The organism is Immundisolibacter sp. (assembly GCF_028696615.1).
Lineage (GTDB): Bacteria > Pseudomonadota > Gammaproteobacteria > Immundisolibacterales > Immundisolibacteraceae > Immundisolibacter.
The window spans coordinates 1-4081 of sequence record NZ_JAQVGQ010000223.1 but is presented as its reverse complement, the minus strand read 5'-3'; the positions used below and the strand labels follow the sequence as shown (position 1 = coordinate 4081).

Sequence of the window (4081 nt, the reverse complement as noted above, 5' to 3'; positions counted from 1 at the left end):
AACGACAAGCCCACCGTCATCGCGCTGCGCGAAATCGCCGCCGGCAAGATCGACCGCAGCGTGCTCGAGCCGGAGGAGCTGCACCTGTTCCTGACGCCGGAGGAGCTGGCCGAGCAGCGCGCCGCTGCCGGCTGGGAGCAAGCTGTCGAGGCGACCACACAGGTCGAGATGCCGGAGCCTTCCAGCGAGGGGTCCGCCCCTGCGGCGGACGAGGACGCCTGAGCGCCCCCGCCCAGGCCATCCAGGCCAGCGGTATCGAGGCGCTCGCCCGCCGCCTGGCCGCTTACCTGACGCCGGACGAGATCGAAGCGGTCCGGCGTGCCCACGCCTTCGGTGCCAGGGCGCACGAAGGCCAGCAGCGCAAGACCGGCGAGCCGTACATCGCCCACCCGCTGGCGGTCGCCGGCATCCTCGCCGACCTGCACGTCGACGCCGCCACGCTGTGTGCGGCGCTGCTGCACGACGTCATCGAGGACACCGCCGCCACGCGCGCCGAGATCGCCGCCGAGTTCGGCGAGGAAGTGGCGGCGCTGGTCGATGCCGTCACCAAGCTGACGCAGATCCGCTTCGAGACCCGTGAGCAGGCGCAGGCCGCGTATTTCCGCAAGATGATGCTGGCGGTGGCGGGTGACCTGCGCGTCATGCTGATCAAGCTGGCCGACCGCCTGCACAACATGCGCACGCTGGGCCACTTGGCGCCCGACAAACGCCGCCGCATCGCCCGCGAAACGCTGGAAATCTACGCCCCGATCGCCAATCGCCTGGGCATGCACCAGATCGCCAGCGAGCTCGAGGAGCTGGGCTTCGCGGCGCTGTACCCGCTGCGCAGCCGGGTGCTGCAGGAGGCGCTGCGCCGGGCGCGCGGCAACCGGCGCGACGTGGTCGGCAAGATCGAGGCCACGCTGCGCCAGCGCCTGGATCAGGCCGGCGTGCGCTACCGCATGGAAAGCCGCGAGAAGCACCTGTACAGCGTCTACCGCAAGATGCGCCAGGACCGCATTCCGCTCAGCGAGGTGTACGACGTGTACGCGCTGCGCATCGTGGTCGACTCGGTGGACGACTGCTACCGCGTGCTGGGGCTGGTGCACAACACCTACAAGCCGTTGCCACACCGCTTCAAGGACTACATCGCCATTCCCAAGGCCAACGGCTACCAGTCGCTGCACACGGCGCTGTTCACGCCGTACGGCGTGCCGGCGGAAATCCAGATTCGCACCGAGGAAATGGACCGCGTGGCCAACGAGGGCGTGGCCGCCCACTGGTCGTACAAGGACCCCAGCGGCGGCGGGCGGCCGCCGCAGCGGGCGCGCGAGTGGCTGCAAAGCCTGCTCGAGCTGCAGCGCAACGCCGGCGATCCGCAGGAATTCCTGGACTCGGTCAAGGTCGACTTGTTCCCGGACGAGGTGTACGTGTTCACCCCCAAGGGCCGCATCATGGCCCTGCCGGCCGGCGCCACGGCGGTCGATTTCGCCTATGCCGTGCACTCGGACATCGGCAACCACTGCGTGGCGGTGCGTATCGACCGGCGCCTGGCGCCGCTCAGCAGCGTGCTCGAAACTGGCCAGACGGTGGAGATCATCACCGCCAAGACCGCCACGCCGCACCCGAGTTGGCTGAACTTCGTCGCCACCGGCAAGGCGCGGGCGGCGATCCGGCATTTCCTGAAAAACATCGACCGGCAGAAGGCGATCGAGCTCGGCCGGCGGCTGCTCGAGATCGAGCTGGCGCGCCTTGGCACGCCCATGGCGCAGATTCCCGAGGCGCACATCGCCGGCCTGCTGCGCGAGTTCAGCGCCCGCGCCATGGATGATCTGCTGGAGGAGGTCGGGCTCGGCAAGCGCCTGGCGGCGGTGGTGGCCACGCACCTGGTCAGCGGCACCCCGCAGCCGCGCGCCGGGCGCCGGTCGCGGTCCGGGCTGCGCCGCGCGCTGGCGCGTGTGGCGCCGCGCTGGCTGGTCGGCAAGGACGCCCACTCGGCGCCGCTGGCCATCAAGGGCACCGAGGGTCTGGTGGTGAGCTACGGCAAGTGCTGCCGGCCGATCCCCGGCGATCCGATCCGCGGTTACGTGAGCGCCGGCCGCGGCGTGGTGATCCACGTCGACGGCTGCCCGAGCACCGCCGAGTTCGCCAAGCAACCCGACAAGTGGCTGGACGTCGAATGGCAGCCGGCGGGCGATGCGCGCTTTCCGGTCGACATCCGCGTCGAGGTGGTCGACCAGCGCGGCGAGCTGGCCACGCTGGCCGCGGCCATCGCCGACATGGACTGCAACATTGCCAACGTGCAACTGCACGACAAGGACGGCATCCACGCCATCGACGATTTCACCATCGAGGTGCGCGACCGGGTGCACCTGGCGCGGGTCATGAAGCGCCTGCGTAAACTCAAATCCGTCCGGCGCATCGTGCGAAAACGAGGTTGAGCATGCCGTTCGAAGTCATCGCCAGCGACCGCGCGCCGGCCGCCATCGGCCCCTATTCGCAGGCCATCCGTGCCGGTGACACCGTGTACCTGTCGGGACAGATTCCGCTCGACCCGGCCAGCGGCGAGCTGGTCGAGGGCGGCATCGAGGCGCAGGCGGTGCGCGTGTTCGAGAATCTGAAAGCGGTCGCCGAGGCGGCCGGCGGCAGCCTGCGCCAGGCCGCCAAGATCACCATTTATCTGACCGATCTTGGCCACTTCGCGACCGTCAACGCCGTCATGGCGCGCTACTTCGAGCCGCCTTACCCGGCGCGGGCGACGCTTGGCGTGGCGGCGCTGCCGCGCGGCGCGGCCATCGAGGCCGACGCCGTGCTGGTGCTCGGCTGACCCCTGCCGGCGCCGGCATGGCGATTGCCGCAGCCGCCCGGCCCGAGGCTTTCGCGCTGGCCGCGCTGCCGGGGGTGGGTCCGGCGCTCATCGGGCGTCTGGCGCAGCTTGGCATCACCCGGCCGGCCGATCTGTTGCTGCACCTGCCGCTGCGCTTCGAGGATCGCAGCCGCCTGCAGGCCATAGGCAGCCTGCGCGAGGGCCAGGCGGCGCTGGTGCGCGGCCGCATCGAGGCGGTGGAGCTCGGCCAGGGGCGGCGGCGCGCGTTGCTGGTGAGCCTCGCCGACACGAGCGGCGCGCTCACGCTGCGGTTCTTCCATTTTCGTCCGGCGCAGGTGCAGCAGCTGCAGCCAGGCCGCTGGCTGGAGTGCTATGGGGAGGTGCGCGGCGGGCTGCTGCGGGCCGAGATGGTCCACCCGGACTACCGGCTGCTGCCCGGCGGCGCCGACGAGCCGCTGCCGGCGCCGACGCTGACGCCGGTCTACCCCAGCACCGCCGGACTTACGCAGGCCACGCTGCGGCGGTTGATCGGCGCGGCGCTCGGGCGCTGCGAGCAGTTTTTGCCGGAGCTTTTGCCGGCCGGCTTGCGCGCCGCGCTGCACTTGCCGGACCTGCCGACGGCGCTGCGGTGCCTGCACCAGCCGCCCGCCGCGGCGCTCGACGACGCCGCGGCGGCGCTGCAGCGCCTGGCGCTCGAGGAGCTGCTGGCGCATCACCTGAGCCTGCGCGAGCGCCGCCGCCGGCGCCAGACGCGGCGGGCGCCGGCGGTCGGCGGCGGCGGGCGGCTGCGCGCGCGGCTGATCGAGACGCTGCCGTTCGCGCTCACCGCCGCGCAGCGGCGTGTCATCGACGAGGCGCTGGCCGATCTTGCGCGGCCGCACCCGATGCTGCGCCTGCTGCAGGGGGATGTCGGTTCCGGCAAGACGCTGGTGGCGGCGGCGATCGCGCTCGAAGCGGTCGAGGCCGGCTGGCAGGTGGCCATCATGGCGCCCACCGAGCTGCTCGCCGAGCAGCACTTTCGCAATTTCTGCCGCTGGCTGCCGCCGCTGGGCATCGATCCGGTGTGGCTGGCCGGCCGGCATGGCGGGCGCAGCCGCGCCGGCATCCTCGAGGCCATCGCCAGCGGTGCCGCGCCGCTGGTGGTCGGCACGCATGCGCTGTTTCAGGACGACGTACGGTTCGCACGCCTCGGCCTGGCCATCATCGACGAGCAGCACCGTTTTGGGGTGCACCAGCGCCTGGCGCTGCGCGCCAAGGGCGACGACGGCACGCTCG

General features: G+C 71.6%; 4 protein-coding genes. All 4 read left to right on the top strand.

The window, feature by feature from the left end; genetic code table 11:
• The first annotated feature begins 18 nt into the window (after positions 1-18).
• On the top strand, positions 19-222 hold the full coding sequence (locus PHC73_RS14030; protein ID WP_366949875.1) for a hypothetical protein: 204 nt from the start codon (positions 19-21) through the stop codon (positions 220-222).
• Between the two features lie 17 nt (positions 223-239).
• Entirely contained in the window at positions 240-2420 is a 2181-nt protein-coding gene (locus PHC73_RS12055; RefSeq protein WP_366949874.1) for a bifunctional (p)ppGpp synthetase/guanosine-3',5'-bis(diphosphate) 3'-pyrophosphohydrolase, read from the top strand.
• A 2-nt stretch (positions 2421-2422) separates the two neighbouring features.
• Positions 2423-2806, top strand: coding sequence for a RidA family protein (locus tag PHC73_RS12050; protein WP_300128573.1), 384 nt, complete (start codon positions 2423-2425; stop codon positions 2804-2806).
• A 17-nt stretch (positions 2807-2823) separates the two neighbouring features.
• Positions 2824-4081, top strand: a 1258-nt coding sequence (locus PHC73_RS12045) for a DEAD/DEAH box helicase (protein ID WP_300128570.1), incomplete at its 3' end; no start/stop codon positions are given.

What these genes read in the sequence shown, in the direction of transcription:
- PHC73_RS12050 (WP_300128573.1), top strand. Translation starts at nt 2,423, where the DNA reads ATGCCGTTCGAAGTCATCGCCAGCGACCGCGCGCCGGCCGCCATCGGC.